Source organism: Bradyrhizobium centrosematis (genome assembly GCF_045571495.1).
Classification (GTDB): domain Bacteria; phylum Pseudomonadota; class Alphaproteobacteria; order Rhizobiales; family Xanthobacteraceae; genus Bradyrhizobium; species Bradyrhizobium centrosematis.
The window spans coordinates 186,806-207,418 of sequence record NZ_CP120703.1 but is presented as its reverse complement, the minus strand read 5'-3'; the positions used below and the strand labels follow the sequence as shown (position 1 = coordinate 207,418).

Annotated in this window: 21 protein-coding genes; 11 read left to right on the top strand and 10 right to left on the bottom strand. The window is 63.9% G+C overall.

Annotation, left to right across the window (positions count from 1 at the left end):
• Window positions 1-62 precede the first annotated feature (62 nt).
• From mnmG to hemJ, 4 genes are all read right to left on the bottom strand, one after another.
• Window positions 63-1,943, bottom strand: coding sequence for a tRNA uridine-5-carboxymethylaminomethyl(34) synthesis enzyme MnmG (mnmG, locus tag P6U31_RS00980; protein WP_407186443.1), 1,881 nt, complete (start codon window positions 1,941-1,943; stop codon window positions 63-65).
• A 478-nt stretch (window positions 1,944-2,421) separates the two neighbouring features.
• Window positions 2,422-3,777, bottom strand: coding sequence for a tRNA uridine-5-carboxymethylaminomethyl(34) synthesis GTPase MnmE (gene mnmE / locus P6U31_RS00975; RefSeq protein ID WP_407186442.1), 1,356 nt, complete (start codon window positions 3,775-3,777; stop codon window positions 2,422-2,424).
• A 312-nt stretch (window positions 3,778-4,089) separates the two neighbouring features.
• The gene (gene rho / locus P6U31_RS00970; RefSeq protein ID WP_028133442.1) at window positions 4,090-5,355 is read right to left on the bottom strand and encodes a transcription termination factor Rho; all 1,266 of its coding nucleotides are present in this window, start codon (window positions 5,353-5,355) and stop codon (window positions 4,090-4,092) included.
• 247 nt (window positions 5,356-5,602) lie between these two features.
• Window positions 5,603-6,037, bottom strand: coding sequence for a protoporphyrinogen oxidase HemJ (gene hemJ, locus P6U31_RS00965; protein ID WP_128928792.1), 435 nt, complete (start codon window positions 6,035-6,037; stop codon window positions 5,603-5,605).
• Between the two features lie 460 nt (window positions 6,038-6,497).
• Between hemJ and P6U31_RS00960 the strand changes: the two genes are divergently transcribed.
• The 4 genes from P6U31_RS00960 to dnaQ are packed head-to-tail and all read left to right on the top strand — an operon-like array spanning window position 6,498 to window position 9,337.
• Window positions 6,498-7,343 (top strand): pyruvate, water dikinase regulatory protein, encoded by an 846-nt coding sequence (locus tag P6U31_RS00960; RefSeq protein WP_407186441.1) that lies wholly within the window; start codon window positions 6,498-6,500, stop codon window positions 7,341-7,343.
• Window positions 7,344-7,351: 8 nt separating this feature from the next.
• Window positions 7,352-7,960: a Maf family nucleotide pyrophosphatase gene (locus P6U31_RS00955; protein ID WP_407186440.1), complete on the top strand. Its 609-nt coding sequence runs from the start codon at window positions 7,352-7,354 to the stop codon at window positions 7,958-7,960.
• 21 nt (window positions 7,961-7,981) lie between these two features.
• The gene (coaE, locus tag P6U31_RS00950) at window positions 7,982-8,581 is read left to right on the top strand and encodes a dephospho-CoA kinase (RefSeq protein ID WP_407190054.1); all 600 of its coding nucleotides are present in this window, start codon (window positions 7,982-7,984) and stop codon (window positions 8,579-8,581) included.
• Window positions 8,582-8,620: 39 nt separating this feature from the next.
• Complete coding sequence (gene dnaQ, locus P6U31_RS00945) at window positions 8,621-9,337, top strand: DNA polymerase III subunit epsilon (RefSeq protein ID WP_407186439.1); 717 nt, start codon at window positions 8,621-8,623, stop codon at window positions 9,335-9,337.
• An 11-nt stretch (window positions 9,338-9,348) separates the two neighbouring features.
• Here dnaQ and secB read toward each other — a convergent pair whose 3' ends face one another.
• Window positions 9,349-9,837, bottom strand: a complete 489-nt coding sequence (gene secB / locus P6U31_RS00940) for a protein-export chaperone SecB (RefSeq protein WP_128928787.1) — start codon at window positions 9,835-9,837, stop codon at window positions 9,349-9,351.
• A gap of 412 nt (window positions 9,838-10,249) precedes the next feature.
• Between secB and P6U31_RS00935 the strand changes: the two genes are divergently transcribed.
• Genes P6U31_RS00935 through P6U31_RS00925 form a run of 3 tightly spaced genes read left to right on the top strand, consistent with a single transcriptional unit; the run spans window position 10,250 to window position 13,060 of the window.
• A complete protein-coding gene (locus tag P6U31_RS00935; protein ID WP_407186437.1) occupies window positions 10,250-10,957 on the top strand; it encodes a Tim44/TimA family putative adaptor protein in 708 nt (235 codons plus the stop codon).
• Window positions 10,935-12,473, top strand: coding sequence for a murein transglycosylase A (locus P6U31_RS00930; RefSeq protein WP_407186436.1), 1,539 nt, complete (start codon window positions 10,935-10,937; stop codon window positions 12,471-12,473). The genes P6U31_RS00935 and P6U31_RS00930 overlap by 23 nt, the downstream gene beginning before the upstream one ends.
• A complete protein-coding gene (locus tag P6U31_RS00925; protein WP_407186435.1) occupies window positions 12,470-13,060 on the top strand; it encodes a Smr/MutS family protein in 591 nt (196 codons plus the stop codon). The genes P6U31_RS00930 and P6U31_RS00925 overlap by 4 nt, the downstream gene beginning before the upstream one ends.
• 378 nt (window positions 13,061-13,438) lie before the next feature.
• Here P6U31_RS00925 and P6U31_RS00920 read toward each other — a convergent pair whose 3' ends face one another.
• The 5 genes from P6U31_RS00920 to hslV all read right to left on the bottom strand — a co-directional run bounded on the left by P6U31_RS00920 (window position 13,439) and on the right by hslV (window position 17,793).
• Window positions 13,439-14,563: a hypothetical protein gene (locus P6U31_RS00920; RefSeq protein WP_407186434.1), complete on the bottom strand. Its 1,125-nt coding sequence runs from the start codon at window positions 14,561-14,563 to the stop codon at window positions 13,439-13,441.
• A gap of 28 nt (window positions 14,564-14,591) precedes the next feature.
• Entirely contained in the window at window positions 14,592-15,896 is a 1,305-nt protein-coding gene (gene hslU / locus P6U31_RS00915) for an ATP-dependent protease ATPase subunit HslU (RefSeq protein ID WP_407186433.1), read from the bottom strand.
• Between the two features lie 49 nt (window positions 15,897-15,945).
• Window positions 15,946-16,563, bottom strand: a complete 618-nt coding sequence (locus P6U31_RS00910; RefSeq protein ID WP_407186432.1) for a DUF2585 domain-containing protein — start codon at window positions 16,561-16,563, stop codon at window positions 15,946-15,948.
• Entirely contained in the window at window positions 16,560-17,045 is a 486-nt protein-coding gene (locus tag P6U31_RS00905; protein ID WP_407186431.1) for a GNAT family N-acetyltransferase, read from the bottom strand. Before P6U31_RS00905 ends, P6U31_RS00910 begins: the two co-directional genes overlap by 4 nt.
• Window positions 17,046-17,232: 187 nt before the next feature.
• Complete coding sequence (gene hslV / locus P6U31_RS00900; protein WP_407186430.1) at window positions 17,233-17,793, bottom strand: ATP-dependent protease subunit HslV; 561 nt, start codon at window positions 17,791-17,793, stop codon at window positions 17,233-17,235.
• A 240-nt stretch (window positions 17,794-18,033) separates the two neighbouring features.
• On the opposite strand from hslV, the gene hisB reads away from it, so the two are divergent.
• From hisB to hisA, 4 genes are all read left to right on the top strand, one after another.
• The gene (hisB, locus tag P6U31_RS00895; protein WP_407186429.1) at window positions 18,034-18,627 is read left to right on the top strand and encodes an imidazoleglycerol-phosphate dehydratase HisB; all 594 of its coding nucleotides are present in this window, start codon (window positions 18,034-18,036) and stop codon (window positions 18,625-18,627) included.
• Window positions 18,628-18,692: 65 nt separating this feature from the next.
• Window positions 18,693-19,223 (top strand): DUF2628 domain-containing protein, encoded by a 531-nt coding sequence (locus tag P6U31_RS00890; RefSeq protein WP_407186428.1) that lies wholly within the window; start codon window positions 18,693-18,695, stop codon window positions 19,221-19,223.
• Window positions 19,220-19,870, top strand: coding sequence for an imidazole glycerol phosphate synthase subunit HisH (hisH, locus tag P6U31_RS00885; RefSeq protein ID WP_130364006.1), 651 nt, complete (start codon window positions 19,220-19,222; stop codon window positions 19,868-19,870). The genes P6U31_RS00890 and hisH overlap by 4 nt, the downstream gene beginning before the upstream one ends.
• Window positions 19,867-20,610, top strand: coding sequence for a 1-(5-phosphoribosyl)-5-[(5-phosphoribosylamino)methylideneamino]imidazole-4-carboxamide isomerase (hisA, locus tag P6U31_RS00880; protein WP_407186427.1), 744 nt, complete (start codon window positions 19,867-19,869; stop codon window positions 20,608-20,610). The genes hisH and hisA overlap by 4 nt, the downstream gene beginning before the upstream one ends.
• The last annotated feature ends 3 nt before the right edge of the window (window positions 20,611-20,613 follow it).

The window sequence follows — 20,613 nt, the reverse complement described above, 5'->3', positions numbered from 1 at the left end:
GCCCCAGGCCGTCGCGATGGCGGCCTGTCCCCGCCCGGTCCGCGCTGTTTCACGTGAAACGCCTATGCGATTGCCTTGGAGGTCTTTCGTGCCTCACGGCGGAGATAGGCCGCGAGGATACCGAGCGCTGCCGGTGTCATGCCGTCGATCCGGCCAGCTTGGCCGACGGTGAACGGCCGTGCTTTCTCCAGCTTGGCGCGGACCTCGTTGGAGAGACCGGGAACGAGGCTGTAGTCGACCTCTGACAGCACCATCCCCTCGTCGCGCCGGAAGGCCTCGACGTCGGCACTCTGGCGCTCCAGGTAGACATCGTATTTGGCATCGATCTCGAGATGGGTGGCGATGACCGGATCAATCTCAGCCAGCTCCGGCCAGATCGTCCGAACCTGGCTCCAGCCGATCTCCGGATAGGCCATCAGTTCGAAGGCCGAGCGGCGCTGGCCGTCCCGGTTCAAGGACAATCCGTGCTTGATCGCTTCGTTCGGGGTGATCGTCAGCGACTTCGACAGCGTCCGGGCGGCGTTCAGGGCGTGCATCTTGGCACGGTGATGCTGTGTCCGGGCGGTGCCGACGCAACCAAGCGCGATCCCCTTCTCGGTCAGACGCTGGTCGGCATTGTCGGCCCGCAGCGTCAGCCGGTACTCGGCGCGCGAGGTGAACATCCGATACGGCTCGGTGATCCCACGGGTGACGAGATCGTCGATCATCACACCGAGATAGCCGTCGGCGCGATCGAACACCGTCAGCGCGGCACCGCTGGCGCAAAGCGCCGCGTTCAGGCCGGCGACAATGCCCTGCCCGGCAGCCTCTTCGTATCCGGTGGTGCCGTTGATCTGCCCAGCCAGGAAGAGACCATGAAGACGCTTGGTCTGGAGGGTCGGGTCGAGTTCACGGGGATCGATGTGGTCGTACTCGATGGCGTAGCCCGGTCGCACCATCTTGACCCGCTCCAGGCCAGGGATGGTCGCGAGGATCGCGAGCTGGACCTCTTCGGGAAGCGACGTCGAGATGCCGTTGGGATAGACTGTCGCGTCGTCGAGGCCTTCCGGCTCCAGGAAGATCTGGTGGCCGTCGCGGTCGCCGAACCGGACGATCTTGTCCTCGATCGACGGGCAATAACGCGGCCCGGAGCTCTTGATCTGGCCGGAGTACATCGGAGAGCGATGTACATTAGCCCGGATCACCTCATGGGTGGCGGCTGTGGTCCGGGTGATGCCGCACTGGATCTGCGGGGTCGTGATCCGCTCCGTCATCACCGAGAACGGCTCCGGCGGCTCGTCTCCGGGCTGCATCTCGACCGCGGACCAGTCGATCGTTGAGCCATCCAGGCGCGGCGGAGTGCCGGTCTTGAGCCGTCCGAGAGTAAATCCGGCACGCTCGAAGGACCTGGAAAGACCCATCGCAGGCGCCTCGCCGACACGGCCGGCCGGCCAGTTCTTCTCGCCGAGATGGATGAGACCGCGAAGGAAGGTGCCGGTGGTGACCACGACGGCCCCTGCCCGGAGCTCCCGGCCATCGGCCAGGCGCAGACCGATGACCCGGCCCTGGTCCACGATCAGCTCGTCGGCTTCCCCTTCGATGACGGAGAGGCCCTCGGTCTCGCGGATCGCGGTCTGCATCGCCGCTGCATAGAGTTTTCGATCGGCCTGCGCGCGCGGACCCCGAACGGCAGGACCCTTCCGGCGATTGAGCACGCGAAACTGGATGCCGCCGGCATCGCCGACCCGGCCCATAAGGCCATCAAGCGCATCGACCTCACGGACCAGATGACCCTTGCCGAGACCACCGATGGCGGGGTTACAGGACATTGCGCCGATAGTGGAGAACCGGTGCGTCACCAGAACGGTCGCCGCGCCCATCCGGGCAGAGGCAGCAGCAGCTTCACAGCCGGCGTGGCCGCCGCCAATCACGATGACGTCGAAATTATCTCGCTCTGTTCGCATGGGCCGAACTTCTATCCCAGAGCGGAAAAAGCCGGAAGTGGAAACTGGGAGACGGGGTGTTTCACGTGAAACGGAGACGCGTGGCTGGCGGAGAAAGTCGCCAAAACAACCCCATGCACAGTAGGAGAGGCGTTGAATTGTCTCGTGTTTCACGTGAAACGTCGGCTGAAATCTCCCGCCTTGCAGGGACAAATGAGCTCCTTGGATGCCTTGGCTGGGTGGACGGCCCATGGACGAAAGGCTTCGCCGCCGTCATTGCGAGCGCAGCGAAGCAATCCAGCATTCCATCCGCAGAGGCAGCCTGGATTGCTTCGTCGCAAGGGCTCCTCGCAATGACGAGGCGTGAGCGACGCCCTGAAAGGGCCTCGGAAATCGCGGAGGCAGGAAGTATCCAAAGGCCCCGGCGCTCAGTCGAGCAGTGTTTCACGTGAAACACAAGCAATGGAACAAGTAATAGTTCTAGAATGAAGAACTAGGCCTACTTTCCGATGCAGAATTTCTGGAAGATGGCCCCAAGGACGTCCTCGACGTCCACTCTGCCCAATAGACGACCAAGCGCGTAGGCAGCAGCGCGGAGCTCTTCGGCAGCGAGCTCCTCGCCGTCTTCTACAAGGTCCAAGCTCCGGCGCAAGCTGTCCGCGGCCCGGCTCAACAAGTCGCGCTGGCGGGCCCGGGTCACCACGGCCCCCTCGGTGGTACCGAAAAACTCCGAAGCGAACTTCACCAGCCCGTCGACCAGCTCGGGGATGCCATCGCCGCGACTCGCCGAGATCGTGAACTCGCCGCCCGGCCGGGCTCTTCCGACCCCATCAAGATCGATCTTGTTGCGCACGATCCAGACCGTCCCCTCCGTTCGATCGCCGTCTGCGGATTTGCGAAGCGAGCGCATCGTGCTGGGATCGATGGCCTGCCCGGGCTCGACCAACCACAACACCAGGTCGGCATCCTCGGCCCGCGCCCGCGCACGGCGCACCCCCTCCTGCTCGACGGGATCGTCGGTCTCGCGGATGCCGGCGGTGTCGATGAGTGTGACGGGATAGCCGTCGAGATCGAGCTGCACCTCGATCACGTCGCGCGTCGTGCCGGCGTGCGGTGAGACGATCGCAACCTCGCGGCGCGCGAGCTGATTGATCAGCGTCGACTTGCCGACGTTCGGCTCGCCCGCGATCGCAACCACCAGCCCGTCCCGCAGCCGTTCAGAATGTCCCTGTGCCGCAAGGACTTCTGTGATCTCGTCATGCAGCGCCTTGATCGCCTTCACCGCCGGCGCGATCAATTCCGCAGGTACATCGCCCTCATCGGAAAAATCGATGCCGGCCTCGATCAGCGCCGAGGCCTCGATGATGCGCTCACGCCAGTCGCGCGCACGGTCGCCGAGTAAGCCCTGCAATTGGCGCAGCGCCTGGCGGCGCTGGCGGTCGGTGTCGGCGTGAATGAGATCGTCGAGGCCCTCGGCCTCGGTGAGGTCGAGCTTGCCATTCTCGAACGCACGCCGCGTGAACTCGCCGGGCTCGGCCGCTCGCGTATTCGGAATTAAAGAAATTGCAGCGAGGAGCGCCGCCAGCACCGCGCGGCCGCCATGGACGTGAAATTCGGCGATGTCCTCGCCCGTTGCACTGCCCGGCCCGGGAAACCAGAGCACGACTGCGTCGTCGATGGGCTGGCCTGCGCCGTCGCGGAGCAGCCGGCGGCTTGCCTGCCGCGGCAGTGGCAGCTTCCCCGCGAGGGTTGTTAGCACCGTGCCGGCCTGCGAACCGGAGACGCGCACCACCGCGATCGCGCTCGGCGCGCGGCCGGACGACAACGCAAAGATGGTCTGGTCGCGCGGATGCATGGCCTATTTGTCCGGCTCGCGGCGAAAACGCAAATGGCTGTTTCGGCGAGCCAGCGGCCGGAATTGCTGCAGGAAATCTTGCAGCAAAGACGATGTTGCGACGCAACATAGCCGCTGTACTTCGCTGCGGAACCGGTCGATCCCGAGGCCGGAAAGCTGCGGCAAATTTCAAGAATTATATCAAGATATCAACAGAGTGCGCGAAAGCCACGCCCTGGTGACAAACCGCCAGCCATGCTGCATCCTCGCCGCAGCAAGCCGCACAATAAAAAGGGCGCCGGAGGCGCCCTCTGATTCCTTGTTGCACTGCACTCAGGTGTTCATGGAGTCGAAGAACTCCGAATTGCTCTTGGTCGAGCGCAGCTTGTCGAGCAAGAAGTCGATCGCGTCCATGGTGCCCATCGGATTGAGGATGCGGCGCAGGACGTACATCTTCTTGAGCACCTGTGGATCGGTGATGAGCTCCTCCTTGCGCGTGCCGGAGCGCGAGATGTCGATCGCCGGGAAGGTGCGCTTGTCCGAGACCTTGCGGTCCAGGATCAGCTCCGAGTTACCGGTGCCCTTGAACTCTTCGAAGATGACTTCGTCCATGCGGCTGCCGGTATCGACCAGCGCGGTGGCGATGATGGTCAGCGAGCCGCCCTCCTCGATGTTACGGGCGGCACCGAAGAAGCGTTTCGGGCGCTGCAGCGCGTTGGCGTCGACACCGCCGGTCAGCACCTTGCCGGAAGACGGTACCACGGTGTTGTAGGCACGGCCGAGACGCGTGATCGAATCCAGCAGGATGACGACGTCGCGGCCATGCTCGACCAGCCGCTTGGCCTTCTCGATCACCATCTCGGCGACCTGGACGTGACGCACCGCCGGCTCGTCGAAGGTCGAGGACACGACCTCGCCCTTCACCGAGCGCTGCATGTCCGTGACTTCTTCCGGGCGCTCGTCGATCAAGAGCACGATCAGGTAGCACTCGGGATGATTATGCGTGATCGAGTGCGCGATGTTCTGCATCAGCACGGTCTTACCCGTGCGCGGCGGCGCCACGATCAATGCGCGCTGGCCCTTGCCGATCGGCGCGACGATGTCGATCACGCGGGCGGAGAGATCCTTTCGCGTCGGATCGTCGATTTCCATGCGGAAACGCTGATTCGGAAACAGCGGCGTGAGATTGTCGAAATTGACCTTGTGCTTGGCCTTTTCCGGGTCCTCGAAATTAAGCGTGTTGACCTTCAGCAGCGCGAAATAGCGCTCGCCCTCTTTCGGGCTGCGGATGTGGCCTTCGATGGTGTCGCCGGTGCGCAGGCCGAAACGGCGAATTTGCGAGGGCGAAACGTAGATGTCGTCGGGACCCGGCAGATAATTCGCGTCGGGCGAGCGGAGGAAGCCGAAGCCGTCGGAGAGAACCTCGACGACGCCCTCGCCGACGATGTCGGTTTCGGCGAGCGCAAGCTGCTTGAGGATGGCAAACAGCAGCTCCTGCTTGCGCATCGTGCTGGCGTTCTCGACCCCATGCTCTTCCGCGAACGAGACGAGCTCGGCCGGCGTTTTCGACTTGAGGTCCTGAAGTTTGATTTCCCGCATTGGGGTGGTCCTGTGGGGTAACGCTTGGAGGGGGTGCGAGGAGGCTCTGAAATGCGGACGTGAGAAGATAGGGTCCGCAGGTCTGGCAAGGTGAGCGCCGGTGAGGCTTCAAACCTGATGCGGTGTCCGGCCTCTGGAAAGCTCAGACACAACCACATCCGCCTGCGTTGGGTGGGATGTCGACAATATAGAAAATCGCTCTCCGCTCCGCAAGAAGAAGCGCTGAGCGATTTGCCGGGCGTCTTGCCTAGAACGGCTTCACGATCACCATGATGACGATGACAATCATCAGGACGGTCGGCACCTCATTGATAATCCGATAGAATTTCTGGCTACGCGGACGGCGGTCGGCGGCAAAATCCTTCAGCCAACGGGAAAAAAAGCCGTGGACCGCCGACATCGCCAGGACCAGTGCCAGTTTTACGTGCAGCCAGCCGAACGAGAACCAATGGCCGGACCAGGCGAGATAGAGCCCGGCCAGCCAGGTGACGATCATGGCAGGGTTGATGATGGCCTTGAGGAGCCGGCGTTCCATCACCTTGAACGTTTCCGACTGCTTCGAACCGATCTCGGCCTCGGAATGATAGACGAACAGCCGCGGCAGATAGAGCATGCCCGCCATCCAGGAGATGACGGCGACGACATGCAGCGCCTTGATCCAGAGATAGACGTCTTCGAACATTTTCGCAGGCCCGGATTTCCATCCAGCGCAGGAAACGCTGGGGATAGTAAGAACCCGTTAAGGTCTTACCCTGCACACATATCCGTCCGTAGCGCCTTCCTCAAATCTAGAATCTTAGATTCTTAAGGTTTGAGTCTATGTGACCGTGGATTGGACTCACGCAATTCCATCCGCGCGTTCGCACGCGCTTGTTCACACCCGTCAACATATCCCGGATCGCTCTGGCGCTTTGCGATAAGTCGGCCAGCCTCAAAGGCTTGCGCCTTTCCATAGGCAGCTTATCAAAGGGGTTGTCCGCGCAATCCAGTTCCCGGCTCGGCGGGGCGGCGAACTTGTTCTGACGGGCAGCGGTGTGAAGAAAATTGGCACTTGTCCCGCCCCTGGTGTCGCACATCCCTTTCCGAGGGGTTAAGCTCCACAGAAATCCACAAACCGCCCCAGCTCAATCCCAAGAGTTTTTGTGCCGACCTCGAACAATTATTTCCATCTGCACCTGGTCTCCGACTCCACCGGCGAGACGCTGATCACCGTGGCGCGCGCGGTCGCGGCCCAGTACGCCAACGTGACGCCGGTCGAGCATGTCTATCCGCTGGTGCGCAGCCAGAAGCAGCTCGATCGCGTGCTCGACGAGATCGAGGAGGCGCCGGGGATCGTGCTGTTCACGCTGCTGGAGAAGGATCTGGTCTCCAGGCTCGAGGACAAGTGCAAGGAGATCAATGTTCCGAGCCTGTCGATCATCGGCCCGGTGATGCAGCTGTTCGAAGCCTATCTCGGGGCTGCGACCACGGGCCGCGTCGGCGCTCAGCACGTCCTCAACGCGGAATATTTCAAGCGGATCGACGCGCTGAACTACACGATGATCCATGATGACGGCCAGCATGTCGAAGGTCTCGACGAGGCCGATGTCGTGCTGGTCGGCGTGTCCCGCACCTCGAAGACGCCGACGTCGATCTATCTCGCCAATCGCGGCATCCGTACCGCCAACGTGCCGCTGGTTCCCGGCATCCCGGTGCCCTCGCAATTGGAGACGCTGACGCGGCCGCTGGTCGTCAGCCTGCACGCGACGCCGGAACGCCTGATCCAGATCCGCCAGAATCGCCTGCTCTCCATGGGGGCCGAATCCGGCAGCGGCAGCGACAGCTATACCGACAAGCAGTCCGTCACCGAGGAGGTCGCATTCGCGCGCAAGCTGAGTGCCAAGCATGATTGGCCGCTGCTGGATGTCACGCGTCGCTCGATCGAGGAGACCGCGGCGGCGATCATGAAGCTGTACAGCGATCGTCAGCGCAACCGGCCATCCGAATAGTTTCCGCGATGGGTCTGTGGCTCGGCAAATCTCCGTTGATTCTGGCCTCGCAGAGCAGCGCGCGAAAGATGCTGCTGGCCAATGCCGGGCTGGAGTTCAAGGCGATCACCGCCGATATCGACGAGCGCGGTATTCAAGCCGCCTCGAAGCTTTCCACCCCGCGCGAGATCGCTTCGCTGCTGGCGCGCGAAAAGGCCAAGGCGGTCTCGGCCAATCATCCCGCAAGCTACGTGATCGGCGCCGATCAGACCCTGGCGCTTCGCGACCGGCTCTTCAACAAGCCTGCAGGCCGTTCGCAGGCCTTGGCGCAATTGCGCGACCTCGCCGGCAACAGCCACGAGCTGAATTCGGCAGTGGCGGTTGCGCATGACGGCAAGATCGTTTTCGACGACGTATCGATCGCCCGCATGACCATGCGAGAGATGACCGAGGGCGAGCTTTCGGCCTATCTGGACGCTGCCGGCGACGCCGTCACGACCAGCGTCGGGGCCTATCAGCTCGAGGGGCTGGGCATCCATCTGTTCGAGCGGATCGAGGGCGACCATTTCACCGTTCTCGGTCTGCCGTTGCTGCCGCTGCTTGCGTTCCTGCGCCGTGAACGGCTAGTTGCGGTGTAGATGAGAGATGGCTGCGCGCTGATGCGGATCCTGGGACTGACCGGCTCGATCGGGATGGGAAAATCCACCACCGCGAAACTGTTCGCGGAGGCCGGCGTGCCGGTCTACGACGCCGATGCCGCCGTGCATCAGCTCTATGAGGGGGAAGCTGCGCCAGCGATCGAAGCGGCCTTTCCCGGCACCACCGTCGACGGCAAGGTGGACCGGCCAAAGCTGTCTGCGCGCGTCGTGCACGATCCCGCCGCCATCAAGCAGCTCGAGCAGATCGTTCATCCCATGCTCGGCGCGTCCCGGCAAAGGTTCTTCGCCGAGGCCGAGGCGGCCAAGGCGCCGGTCGTGGTGCTGGACATCCCGCTGCTGTTTGAAACCGGCGGCGAGAAGCGGGTCGATGCCGTGGTCGTGGTCTCGACCTCGCCGGAACTCCAGCGTGAGCGGGTGCTGGCCCGCGGCACGATGGACGAGGCCAAGCTCAATGCCATCATCGCCAAGCAGACGCCCGACGCCGAGAAGCGAAAGCGGGCCGATTTCGTAGTGGATACGTCACACGGACTTGAGCCGGTGCGCGCCCAAATCAAGCACATCCTGGCCGAGGTCGTTAAGATGCCGCAGCGGCGAGCCTGATTCGCCGCCTTACGGCACTCAAGACTCTGATCTCAAGACATGCGCGAAATCGTTCTCGACACCGAAACCACCGGCCTCGATCCGCTCCGCGGTGATCGCCTGGTCGAAATCGGCTGCGTCGAGATTCTCAACCGCATGCCGACCGGGCAGACCTACCACGTCTATATCAACCCCGAACGGGACATGCCGGCGGAAGCGTTCGCCGTGCACGGGCTGTCGGCCGAATTCCTGTCGACCAAGCCGCTGTTCCACGAGGTCGCCGATGAATTTCTGGAGTTCATCGGTGATGCGCCGCTGGTGATCCACAACGCCTCGTTCGACATCAGCTTCATCAATGCCGAGCTCGACCGGATCAAGCGCGCCGCGATCCCGCGTGAACGGCTGGTCGACACGCTGCTGCTCGCGCGGCGCAAGCATCCCGGCGTGTCGAACCGGCTCGACGATCTCTGCTCGCGCTACTCGATCGACAATTCACACCGCACCAAGCACGGCGCGCTGCTCGACGCAGAATTGCTCGCGGAAGTCTATGTCGATCTGGTGGGAGCGCGGCAGTCGCAGCTGCTGCTGGCCTCGGAAAGCGAAGAGATCAGGGTCAGTTCCGCCGGCGATGCGCCGCGGCGGCAGCGCCTGGTGCCGCTCGCGCCGCGGGTTTCGGATGCCGAACGGGAGGCCCATCGGGCCTTCATCGCAACGATGGGCGAAAAGGCGATCTGGAACGAATATCTCGCCGCTCCAGTCGCTCTCCCGGGCGGTTAAGGCCGTTAAGGTCAGGCCTGGCCGGTCTGACCCGACTGAGCGGCCATTTGCCGCTCCATGTTCTGACGATAGAGACCGACGAAGTCGACCGGATCCAGCATCAGCGGCGGGAACCCGCCGTCGCGCACTGCGGTCGCGATGATCTCGCGGGCAAACGGGAACAGCAGGCGCGGGCATTCGATCATTACCAGAGGATGCAGATTTTCCTTCGGCACGTTGGCGATGCGGAACACACCGGCATAAGCGAGCTCGAACGAGAACATCACCTTGCCCGCGGCCTCGGCCTTGCCTTCGACCGACAACGTCACCTCGAACTCCTGTTCGCTGAGGTTGTTGGCGCTGACATTGATCTGGATGTTGATCTGGGGCGGCTGGCTCTGCTGCTGGAGCGAGCTCGGCGCGTTGGGATTTTCGAACGAGAGGTCCTTGGTATATTGCGCCAGCACGTTGAGCTGGGGAGCCTGGGCCGCCTCGGGAGGGGTGCCGTTACCGTTGGTCATGGGAATGTCTCCTTACCCGATTTGGGCTGAATTTCGCGGCGGTTGGCTAACATAGGGCCGCCTCGTTCCACAAGGACGAACGGCCCCGGATCGGGAATTCGGCCTGCGCCAACGACTGTGACGTTCATCCTGCCTTTACCGCAAAATAGCGCCTTAAACGATTGAAGATGCGCCATTTCCGGGCAGGATCGGCTTTTCCTTTAAGCATAAAACGCGCTACACTCGACGCTGTGCCAAAAGGCGCCATTGGCCGGGCAAGATTTCGTGCCTACATCCCACGGACCTGACGTGGACCTAAAAAGGGCGATGTAGACTTGCCGTTTCCGTAGGGAACGGTCTACTGGCCGGATTGATTTTCCCGGCGACGACCCGAAGCAAAGACCCAGAGCAAAGACCAGAAAGCGAATACGACGTGGATATCTACACCATCATCTTCCTGGCGCTGGCGGTCTTCATCTTTCTGCGGCTGCGCAGCGTGCTCGGGCAGCGAACGGGCAGCGAGCGGCCGCCGTTCGATCGCACCGCCGCCCGCAATGCACTGGGAAGTGGCCAGGACAACAACGTCGTAACCGTGCCGGGCAAGGTCATCGACCAGGCGCCGTTGGCGCCGACGGCCGAGCCGGTCTCGGCTTCCGATCGCTGGAAGGGCCTGGCCGAGCCGGGCACGGCGCTGGCGCAGGGCCTCGATACCATTCTCGATAAAGATTCGACCTTCGACCCGCGTCATTTCATCTCGGGCGCCCGCAGCGCCTACGAGATGATCGTGCTGGCCTTTGCCAATGGCGACCGCCGCGCGCTGCGCGACCTGTTGTCATCGGACGTCTATGACAGCTTCGACGCCGCGATCAAGGAGCGCGAGAAGAACGAGCAGAAGACCGAGACCCGCTTCGTCTCGATCGACAAGGCCGAGCTGGTCGGCGCCGAGCTGCGCGACCGCACCGCTCAGCTCACCGTGCGTTTCGTCTCTCAGATGATCTCGGCCACCCGCGACAAGGCCGGCAACATCGTCGACGGCAGCGCCGACACGGTCGCCGATATCACCGACATCTGGACTTTCGCCCGCGACATCACCTCTCGCGATCCGAACTGGAAGCTGGTTGGCACCGGAAGCGCGAATTAAGCTCTTTCTCAAGAACGGCGCGACGGCTCTCTGCGCAGGCGCTGTCGTGCTGTCGTCGTTTTCGCTCGGCGCCGAGGCGTCGCGGCGCCACTATCGCAGTCATCACCATCATCATCCGCCGCAATTGCCCGCCGCGCCGCCGCGGACCTTGCCCTATCCGCAGCTCCCCCTGCCGTTCGAAATTCCCGGCGCGCAATATCTGCCGCTGGCCTGGGCCGACGTGAAGGGCTGGAGCGACGACGATCATCTCGCGGCGTACAAGACGTTCCGCGCCAGCTGCAAGCCGATCAATGGCCAAACCGGTGTGACTGAACCGAAGGCGCTGGCAGGCTCGCTGAGCGAGCCTTGCAAGGTCGCCAAGGCGCTCGAGCTGAGCGACGACGCGAAAGCAAAAAGTTTCTTCGAGGAGAATTTTACGCCGCTGCGCATCTCGCGACTCGGCGAGGCCGATGGTTTCGTCACTGGATATTACGAGCCGGTGCTGGAGGGATCGCGCACGCAGACCGAAATCTACAATGTTCCGGTCTATCGCCGTCCCTCGAATCTGTTCGTGCGCGGCTACAAGCAGGATTCGGTGAGCCTGCCCAACAAGGGGCCGGTCTATCGCAAGATCGGCCGCCGCAAGCTGGTGCCCTATTACGACCGCGGCGAGATCGAGGACGGCAAGATCGCCGGCCGCGGGCTGGAGATCGCCTGGCTGAAGGATCCGACCGATCTCTTGTTCGCACAGATCCAGGGCTCGGCGCGGATCAAGTTCGAGGACGGCAGCTCGGTTCGGCTGAATTACGACGCCTATAACGGCTATCCCTACACCGCCGTCGGGCGCATCCTGATCGAGCGCGGCATCATTCCGAAGGAAGAGATGTCGATGCAGAGGATCCGGGAATGGATGACGCAGAACCCTGATGGCGCCAAGGAGCTGCGCCGCCAGAACCGCGCCTACATCTTCTTCCGCGAGGTCAACCTCTCCGAAAAGGACGAGGCGGTGGGCGCGCAAGGCATTCCGCTGACAGCAGGCCGCTCGATCGCGGTCGACAAGACGCTGCATGTCTATGGCACGCCGTTCTTCATCGAGGGCGAGCTGCCGATCGAGTCGGAGCGTTCGAAAACACCGTTCCATCGGCTGATGATCGCGCAGGACACGGGCTCGGCCATCATCGGGCCCGCGCGCGCCGATCTATTTTTCGGTGCAGGCCAGGAGGCCGGCCGCGTCTCCGGCCGGCTGCGCCATCCCATGCGTTTCGTGATGCTGGTGCCGAAGGGGCTCGACCCCTCGATGCGGGCCGCGCGGCTGCCGGTGCCTGATCCGCGCCCTTCGGAGAAGATCGCAAAACTGTTTCCGCAGACCGATCCGGGAAAGGCGACGGCGAAGCCGGCTGCTGCCGGTGCTACGGAAACCAGGACCGACACCGTTGCGATCGCCGGTCCGGTCCCGCTGCCGGCGCCGCGGCCCGCGATCGAGGCCGCTCCTGAACCGCAGCGGCCGGTGAAGAAACGGTCCCATCGGCAGCAATGAAGCGATCGTCCCGTCCGCCCGTGCTGGAGCCTCGCCCCTCGCCGCGCCGCCGCGCGCTGAGCGAGGAGGAGCGCGAGCTGTGGGATATGGTCGCCAAACAAGTCAAGCCGCTGCGGAAGCATCGCGTGGCCAAGCCGCATGTCGCGCCGCCTGCCGGCCCTTCACTCGCGGCTCCCGTGACCCGGCCTTCGCCGCCGGCAAGGCCGATGACCGCAGCGCCAGCGCCGCGGCCCGCGAAACCGCAGATCCCACCTTTGGCGCCGCTCGGCAAGCGCGAGCGCACAAAGCTGTCGCGCGGCCGCAGCGAGATCGAGGCGCGGCTCGATCTGCACGGCATGACCCAGATGCGCGCGCATCGCGCCTTGACCGGATTCCTGCACCGCGCCCATCACGATGGCCTGACCTTCGTGCTCGTCATCACCGGCAAGGGCCGCAGCGGCGGCGAAAGCGGCGTGCTGCGGCGTCAGGTGCCGGAATGGCTGAGCCTGCCGGAATTTCGCGCCTTCGTCGTCGGCTTCGAGGAGGCCGCCATCGGCCATGGCGGCGAGGGTGCGCTGTATGTGCGGATCAGGCGAGCGAGAGGGTAGCGGCTCTACACCTCTCCCGCTTGCGGGAGAGGTCGCGCCGAAGGCGCGGGTGAGGGCTCTGTCCTCTCGGGGGCTCTTGGTTGGAGAGAGCCCTCTCGCCAACCCTTTCCCGCAAGCGCAGGGCTATCGCATATGGCTTTGCGGCGGGGCCCGAGCAAGCGCCTCTCCTTCGAGACGCCCGCTTCGCGGTCTCCTCAGGATGAGGCTGAACTGTATCGGTGTTCGTTGAAAGTGCTGCCGCGCACTCCGTCCTCATCCTGAGGGCCCGCCAAGGGCGGGCGTCTCGAAGGATGCGCCACGGGCAACCGCACTCATATGCGATAGCCCTGCCCGCAAGCGGAGGAGGGAGCGCACCTTCGATGCCGCACAGGCAGAACTCTAAAACGGCCGCACGATTCCAACACGTGGGATCAGCGTGAGTATCAAACCGAAGACGTTTGTCGTCCGATCCTCGGACGGAATCAGCGGGACCTGCTGCTTCGCCGGCAGCATCTTCACCGCGTGCAGGATCAGGAACATGCAGACCGCCCAGTTCGAGATCCAGCGCGAATAGTCGAACACCATCGCGAACATCACGACATAGGCAAGGCTGACGCCGATCAGTGCCGCGATCACGAGGCGGCGGTGTGCCTCGCTTGTGAGAGCGCTGATCAGCTTCGCAAGATAGCGCCACAGCGGGGTGTGCAGCCAGATCAGCAGCGCGAACACGGGCACGCCGAGGATGTTGTGCGGCAGGCGGCCCCAGGTGTCCGCGACCTCCTTCGCCAGCGGCTGGTACCAGATATAGGCGAATTGCAAGAGGTCAGTACGGGACGGATCGGACATTCGCGTTTTCAGATAGGCGACGAAATCCGCTTCCGGAATCGGCATCGTTCCCAGGAATTGCGCGGCGAAGAACAGCGCGGAGACGATGAACAGGGCGACGATGCCGAAGGCAACATTGCTACGCGTGAGCCCGCAAGCGAGATAGTGCCTGATCACGACGATGGTGACGATCGTCGGCACGTACATCAGCAGATGGATGTGGTGGACCAGCACCAGCACGATCGCAAACAGCGCGGCCGTTGCCACGAACAGCAACGAGCGGGCCGGCATCAGCAGCAGGATGATCGCGAGCACGCAGCCGTAGATGTCGAAATGGCCGAGGGTGTGCATGAAGTTCTTCAGGAAGAACGGCGAGCCCGCCATGAACACGAACAGCGGCAGCGTCTTGCCGGAGAAGCCGAACGTCTTCTGGAACAGTCTCGCATAGAGGCCCAGCGTCGCCAGCCACGTCGCGCCGCCGAGCGCGAACACCAGCCAGACCGGCACCTTGGCCGTGAACAGCGCGACGATCGCCCCGATCAGCGCGCGCTTGATAAAGCCGAAATGGTAGTCGACCAGGAGATGGATATAGGGGACGTAAGGCGGCAGCTGGATCTTGTGCACGAACACGCCGACGATGACCGCCGCGTTGATCGCGAGCAGGAGACGCCAGGGATTTTGCAGGATGCGCACGGTCACGCCGCATCAATAGCGTGACCGCCCAAAATTACAAAATGAACCGGCTCAGGTCGGCGTTCTTGGCGAGGTCGCCGACGTGCTTCTGCACGAAATCCGCATCGACCGTGACGGTCTCGCCGCTGCGGTCGGGGGCAGTGAAGGAGATCTCGTCCAGCACCCGCTCCATCACGGTCTGCAGCCGCCGGGCGCCGATGTTCTCGACGGTCGAATTGACGGCGACCGCGACATCGGCAAGCGCGTCGATCGCGCCGTCGGTGATGTCGAGCGTCACGCCCTCGGTCTGCATCAGGGCGACATATTGCTTGATCAGCGAGGCCTCGGGCTCGGTCAGGATGCGGCGCATGTCGTCGCGTGTCAGCGCCTGCAATTCGACGCGGATCGGCAGGCGGCCCTGCAATTCCGGCAACAGGTCCGACGGCTTGGCGACGTGGAAGGCGCCGGAGGCGATGAACAGGATGTGGTCGGTCTTCACCGCGCCGTGCTTGGTCGAGACCGTGGTGCCCTCGATCAGCGGCAACAGATCGCGCTGCACGCCCTCGCGCGAGACATCGCCGGCGGCGCGGCCTTCGCGTGCGCAGATCTTGTCGATCTCGTCGAGGAACACGATGCCGTTGTTCTCGACCGCGCTGATCGCCTCGAGCGTCAACTGATCGGTGTCCAGCAGCTTGTCGGATTCCTCGTTGACGAGGATCTCGTGCGAGCCCTCGACTGTGAGCCGCCGCGTCTTGCTGCGGCCGCCCAGCTTGCCGAAGATGTCGCCGATCGAGATTGCGCCCATCTGCGCGCCCGGCATGCCCGGGATCTCGAACATCGGCAGGCCGCCGCCGGACGACTGCGTCTCGATCTCGATCTCCTTGTCGTTGAGCTCGCCGGCGCGCAGCTTCTTGCGGAAGGATTCCCGCGTCGTCGAAGAGGCATTGGCGCCGACCAGCGCATCGAGCACGCGCTCCTCGGCGGCGAGCTGGGCGCGGGCCTGCACGTCCTTGCGCTTCCTTTCGCGGACCTGGGCGATTGCGACCTCGACGAGATCGCGTACGATCTGCTCGACGTCGCGGCCGACATAGCCGACCTCGGTGAATTTCGTCGCCTCGACCTTCAGGAACGGCGCATTCGCGAGTTTTGCCAATCGCCGCGCGATTTCCGTCTTGCCGACGCCGGTGGGCCCGATCATCAGAATGTTCTTCGGCAGCACCTCTTCGCGCAAGGAGCCGGTGAGCTGCTGCCGCCGCCAGCGGTTGCGCAGCGCGATCGAGACGGCGCGCTTGGCGTCGGCCTGGCCGACGATGAAACGGTCGAGTTCGGAAACGATTTCACGGGGAGAGAAGTCTGTCATGTCTATCTAGCTAGGGCGGGAGACGGCCAAGGACAAGTTGCTTTTGTGGTCAGATGATGGGCGGGCCGGATTGCCATTGCTTCACGGCTTCGATCGGATGGATCAGCATCAGGACATTGAGCGTCAGATTGTCGCGAATGTGGAGCGCGAGCATGATCTCGAAGCCGAGGCCGATCAGGATCGTCGCCGATACGGGCAGCGCACGTGCGATGAGGAACCCGAGCACCATGGCCAGATTGTCGGAGACCGAATTGACGATGCTGTCGCCGAAATAATCCAGCGAGATCGTACCGGCGCGGTAGCGCTCGATGATGAATGGCGAGTTCTCGACGATCTCCCAGGCCCCTTCGATCAGCATCGCGACGATCAGGCGGGCCGGCCAGGAGAGAGGCAGGGACGGCAGGCGCACGAACAGCAGCCAGGTCAGGCCGTAGAACAGGAAGCCGTGCAGGACGTGCGAGAAGCTGTACCAGTCGGCGATGTGCTGGGAATTCTCCGAGCTGTTCACCACGCCGTGCCACAGCTTGACATGGCCACAGGTGCAGATCGGCACGCGGCCCATCGCGAACAGGATCGCCGCCTGCAGCGCCAGCAGCAGCAGCGCGATGCCGACCCAGGCGAGCGGCGGAAACGCGACTTTGCTCTCGCGCGCGTGGACCAGCGTCATGGCTCGCGCACCATCAGCAGTGCTTGCCCGTCCGGCGTCTCGACCATGCGGTTGCGGACGAAGCCGGCTTTCTCATAGGCGCGCAAGGCGCGTGCGTTGAGCGGATCGGGATCGGTGACCATGCGGAGCAGGCCGCTGCGAAATTGCTCATCGACGAACTGGCGGATGAACGCCGAACCGTGACCGCGTGCGATCATGTCGCTTTCACCGATGAACTGGTCGATCCCACGCGTACCCTCCGGTTGCGGCCCAAAGCCCGTATTCCAGGCGGTCAGGCGGTAGCACTGAAGATAGCCGAGGGGCTGCTGGCCGGCCAACACGATGAACTGGTCCATGGCCGGCTCGTCGAGATCGCCGCTGACGAGCGCAAACTGCTCGTCCGGATCGCCCCACCATTGCCGCACATGCGCCTCGCCCAGCCACCGCCCGATCAGCGGCAGGTCGGCCCTGGTCATAGGGCGGAAGGTGTAGGTGGGGGTCATTCTATCGCCACGGCGGCACTATGCCCCCTCCCGCGCCTGCGGGGGAGGGTTGGGGAGAGGGTGTCTCCGCGATGGGACAGTCCCTAGAGGAGCCAGCCCCCACCCGGCGCTGCGCGCCGACCTCCCCCGCAAGCGGGAGAGGTTGCACCGACCCTGCGGATCCTTGTTCGGACAAATGACGCTCGGCCTACCCCGTCGCCAGGCTCTCAATGGTCAAATTGCGGTTGGTGTAGACGCAGATATCGGCGGCGATGTCGAGGGAGCGGCGGACGATGGTCTCGGCGTCCTTGTCGGTGTCGAGCAGGGCCCGGGCCGCCGCCAGCGCGTAATTGCCGCCGGAGCCGATCGCCATCACGCCGGCCTCGGGCTCCAGCACGTCACCGGTGCCTGTCAGCACCAGGGAGACGTCCTTGTCGGCCACGATCATCATGGCCTCCAGCCGCCGCAAATAGCGGTCGGTGCGCCAGTCCTTGGCGAGCTCCACCGCGGCCCGGGTCAGCTGCCCCGGATATTGCTCGAGCTTGGATTCGAGCCGCTCGAACAGGGTGAAGGCGTCGGCGGTGGCGCCGGCAAAGCCGCCGATGACGTCGCCCTTGCCCAGCCTGCGGACCTTCTTGGCGTTGGATTTGATCACGGTCTGGCCGATCGAGACCTGGCCGTCGCCGCCGACCACCACCTTGCCGCCCTTGCGGACCGTCAAGATCGTGGTGCCGTGCCAGCCCGGCGAGCTGTTCTGGGAATCCTGCATGAAGTACCTCGTTGTCCGCCAGATTTAGGCGGTCCGGGAGCAGGGCACAACGGGCCGTTCCGGGCCGAATTTCGCTCACCATAGGCAGAAGTAAAGGCCCGGCCAGCCGTTCCCGCAGTAGCGAAGGCGTCATTTGGCTGTTAAGAGACTGGCGTTTTCGGCTCCGAGCATGATCCGGAAAAGTGGGCTCCGGTTTTCCGACAAGATCGTGCTCAAAACCAAAGTGGAAACCGCATTTCAATGCGCACCGCGACGATCAAGCGCAAGACCAAGGAAACCGACATCGAGGTCTCCGTGAACCTCGATGGCACCGGCGTGGCCAATATCGCGACCGGCATCGGCTTTTTCGACCATATGCTCGATCTCCTCGCCCGCCATTCCCGCATCGACCTCACGGTCAAGGCGGTGGGCGATCTGCACATTGATTACCACCATACCACCGAAGACACCGGCATCGCGCTCGGCCAGGCGGTCAAGCAGGCACTCGGCAACATGGCGGGCATCACCCGCTATGCCGGCGTGCACATGCCCATGGACGAGACGCTGACGCGCGTGGTCATCGACATCTCGGGCCGCCCGTTCCTGGTGTTCAAGGCCGACTTCCCCCGCGACAAGATCGGTGAGTTCGACACCGAGCTGGTGCGCGAGTGGTTCCAGGCCTTCGCCATCAACGCCGGCGTGACTCTCCACGTCGAGACCCTATATGGCGATAACAGCCACCATATCGCCGAATCCTGCTTCAAGGGTCTGGCGCGGGCGCTGCGCACGGCGGTCGCGATCGATCCGAAGGCCGTGGGCGAGATCCCGTCCACCAAGGGCTCGCTCGGCGGCTGACGTCTTCCGGCCGGCGGCGCGCGCCGCTTGCGGTATCACTGAATTCCTAGGAACGGGGCATCACCATGCCTGTCTACACAGTTCATGCTCCCTCCCCCGCCGGAGCCGATCTGCGTGCGACCGACAAGTTCGTGTTCGTGCGCGACGGCTTCCATTTCTGGGCGATGATCTTCGGACCGTTCTGGCTGCTGTGGAATCGGCTGTGGCTGGCCCTGATCGGCTATCTGATCTTCGTGGCCGCGTTCAACGCGGGGCTGTCGAGCCTCGGTGTCGGACGCTCGTCGATCTTCTTCGCCGATCTGGTCGTTGCCCTGCTGATGGGTCTCGAGGCTTCGAGCCTGCGCCGCTGGACGCTGTCGCGCGGCAAATGGCGCCAGCTCGACGTGGTGGTTGCCGACGACGAGGACACCGCCGAACGCCGCTTCTTCGAGCGCTGGAGCCAGAAGCAGCACGGCATCACTAACGATCAATGGGCCGTCGATCGCGGCGGCCCGCCACCGACCCGCAGCGTGCCGGGCCAGCAATTCTCGAACCCGCCGCCGATTCCGGCCGGCGGCATCATCGGGTTGTTTCCAGAACCGGGAGGGTCAAGATGAGCGTCGCCATCATCGATTACGGTTCCGGAAACCTGCATTCCGCGGCGAAAGCCTTCGAGCGCGCCGCGCGCAGCCTGGAAAATCCGCAGAAGGTCTTCGTCACCAGCGATCCCGATCAGGCTTACGAGGCTGACCGTCTGGTGCTGCCCGGCGTCGGCGCCTTTGCCGATTGCCGGCGCGGGTTAGACGCCGTCAACGGCATGGTCGAGGCGATCACCGAAGCCGTGCGCGTCAAGGCACGGCCGTTTTTCGGCATCTGTGTCGGCATGCAGCTGATGGCAAGCCGTGGCAAGGAGCACGTCATCACCGAAGGCCTGAACTGGATCGGTGGCGACGTCGAGAAGATCACGCCGCGCGACGAGAGCCTGAAGATCCCGCACATGGGTTGGAATACGCTCGAGGTGCTCAGGGAGCATCCGGTGCTGAACAAGCTGCCGCTCGGCCCCAAGGGCCAGCACGCCTACTTCGTGCATTCCTACCACCTCAATCCCGCCAGCGAGGCGGACGTGCTGGCGCGCGCAGATTACGGCGGCCCCGTCACCGCGATCGTCGCGAAGGACACCGCCGTCGGCACGCAGTTTCACCCCGAGAAGAGCCAGCGCTTCGGCCTCGCTCTGATCTCGAACTTTTTGCGATGGAAACCGTGATCCTCTTTCCCGCGATCGATCTCAAGAACGGCCAGTGCGTGCGCCTCGAGCAAGGCGACATGGCGCGCGCGACGGTGTTCAACCTCAATCCCGCCGCGCAGGCGCAGAGCTTCGTCGAGCAGGGCTTTGAGTATCTCCACGTCGTCGACCTCGACGGTGCCTTTGCCGGCAAGCCGGTGAACGCGCAGGCTGTCGAGGCGATGCTGAAGACGATCAAGATTCCGGTGCAGCTCGGCGGCGGCATTCGCGATCTCAAGACCGTCGAAGCCTGGCTCGACAAGGGCATCACCCGCGTCATCATCGGCACCGCCGCGGTGCGCGATCCGGAGCTGGTGAAGGCTGCTGCGAAGACGTTCCCCGGCCGCGTCGCGGTCGGGCTGGACGCGCGCGACGGCAAGGTCGCAGTCGAAGGCTGGGCCGAGACCTCGCAAGTCACGGTGCTAGAGATCGCCAAGCGGTTCGAGGATGCCGGCGTTGCCGCCATCATCTTCACCGACATCGCGCGCGACGGCCTGCTCAAGGGCCTGAACCTGGACGCGACCATCGCGCTGGCCGATGCCATCTCGATCCCCGTGATCGCCTCCGGCGGCCTCGCCTCGATCGAGGATGTGAAAGCCATGCTGACCCCGCGGGCGAAAAAGCTCGCCGGCGCGATCGCAGGCCGCGCGCTTTACGACGGCCGGCTCGATCCCGCCGCCGCCCTCACCCTGATCCGCAGCGCGCGCGCGCCTGGGAGCTGACAC

Coding starts and splice junctions, on each gene's coding strand:
- mnmG (WP_407186443.1), bottom strand. CDS start 1,943: ATGCGAACAGAGCGAGATAATTTCGACGTCATCGTGATTGGCGGCGGC.
- mnmE (WP_407186442.1), bottom strand. CDS start 3,777: ATGCATCCGCGCGACCAGACCATCTTTGCGTTGTCGTCCGGCCGCGCG.
- rho (WP_028133442.1), bottom strand. CDS start 5,355: ATGCGGGAAATCAAACTTCAGGACCTCAAGTCGAAAACGCCGGCCGAG.
- hemJ (WP_128928792.1), bottom strand. CDS start 6,037: ATGTTCGAAGACGTCTATCTCTGGATCAAGGCGCTGCATGTCGTCGCC.
- P6U31_RS00955 (WP_407186440.1), top strand. CDS start 7,352: ATGGGTCTGTGGCTCGGCAAATCTCCGTTGATTCTGGCCTCGCAGAGC.
- coaE (WP_407190054.1), top strand. CDS start 7,982: ATGCGGATCCTGGGACTGACCGGCTCGATCGGGATGGGAAAATCCACC.
- dnaQ (WP_407186439.1), top strand. CDS start 8,621: ATGCGCGAAATCGTTCTCGACACCGAAACCACCGGCCTCGATCCGCTC.
- secB (WP_128928787.1), bottom strand. CDS start 9,837: ATGACCAACGGTAACGGCACCCCTCCCGAGGCGGCCCAGGCTCCCCAG.
- P6U31_RS00925 (WP_407186435.1), top strand. CDS start 12,470: ATGAAGCGATCGTCCCGTCCGCCCGTGCTGGAGCCTCGCCCCTCGCCG.
- hslU (WP_407186433.1), bottom strand. CDS start 15,896: ATGACAGACTTCTCTCCCCGTGAAATCGTTTCCGAACTCGACCGTTTC.
- P6U31_RS00910 (WP_407186432.1), bottom strand. CDS start 16,563: ATGACGCTGGTCCACGCGCGCGAGAGCAAAGTCGCGTTTCCGCCGCTC.
- P6U31_RS00905 (WP_407186431.1), bottom strand. CDS start 17,045: ATGACCCCCACCTACACCTTCCGCCCTATGACCAGGGCCGACCTGCCG.
- hslV (WP_407186430.1), bottom strand. CDS start 17,793: ATGCAGGATTCCCAGAACAGCTCGCCGGGCTGGCACGGCACCACGATC.
- hisB (WP_407186429.1), top strand. CDS start 18,034: ATGCGCACCGCGACGATCAAGCGCAAGACCAAGGAAACCGACATCGAG.
- P6U31_RS00890 (WP_407186428.1), top strand. CDS start 18,693: ATGCCTGTCTACACAGTTCATGCTCCCTCCCCCGCCGGAGCCGATCTG.
- hisH (WP_130364006.1), top strand. CDS start 19,220: ATGAGCGTCGCCATCATCGATTACGGTTCCGGAAACCTGCATTCCGCG.